The 750-nt window shown below is 69.2% G+C and carries 1 protein-coding gene; it reads left to right on the top strand.

All coding sequences use genetic code 11. From position 1 onward, the window contains the following. Window positions 1-750 (top strand): P-type ATPase actuator domain-containing protein (locus tag JCM9942_RS17315; protein WP_484600274.1); only part of this gene is annotated, 750 nt, incomplete at both ends.

Here is a 750-nt window from a genome sequence, read left to right as displayed (position 1 = left end):
CGCCAAGGCCGGCTACAGCGCCCATGTGCTGGACCCGGCCGGCAGCGGCGAGGATGCCCAAGCGCAGCGTCACGCCGAGGAGCTGCGCGTGCTCAAGCGCGATCTGTGGCTGGCCGCGGCGTTGACCCTGCCGGTGTTCGCGCTGGAAATGGGCGGGCATCTGCTGCCGGCGTTCCATCATGTCATCGCCACCACGCTGGGTACGCAGAACAGCTGGCTGCTGCAGTGCGCGCTGACCACGCTGGTGTTGCTGCTGCCGGGTCGCCGCTTCTATCTCAAGGGTATCCCGGCGCTGCTGCGCGCCGCACCGGACATGAATTCGCTGGTGGCGGTCGGCACGCTGGCCGCGTACGGCTTCTCGCTGGTGGCGACCTTCGCCCCGCGCTTGCTGCCGGCCGGCACGGTCAACGTCTACTACGAAGCCGCGGCGGTGATCGTGACGCTGATCCTGCTCGGGCGCATGCTCGAAGCCAAGGCCAAGGGCCGCACTTCCGAGGCGATCAAGCGCCTGCTCAAGCTGCAGGCCAGGACCGCACGCGTGCGCCGCGACGGCGGTGTGGTCGAACTGCCGCTGGAGCAGATCGCCACTGGCGATGTGATCGACGTGCGTCCGGGTGAGCGGATCGCCGTGGACGGGCAGGTGATCGACGGCGACAGCTATGTCGACGAGTCGATGATCAGCGGCGAGCCGGTGCCGGTGCAGAAGGCGCCCGGCAGCACCGTCATCGGCGGCACCGTCAACCAGACCGG

The sequence above is a fragment of the Stenotrophomonas pictorum JCM 9942 genome (genome assembly GCF_001310775.1).
Taxonomy (GTDB): domain Bacteria; phylum Pseudomonadota; class Gammaproteobacteria; order Xanthomonadales; family Xanthomonadaceae; genus Stenotrophomonas; species Stenotrophomonas pictorum.
The sequence above is the reverse complement of the archived record's forward strand: the minus strand, read 5'-3'. Positions and strand labels throughout refer to the sequence as shown.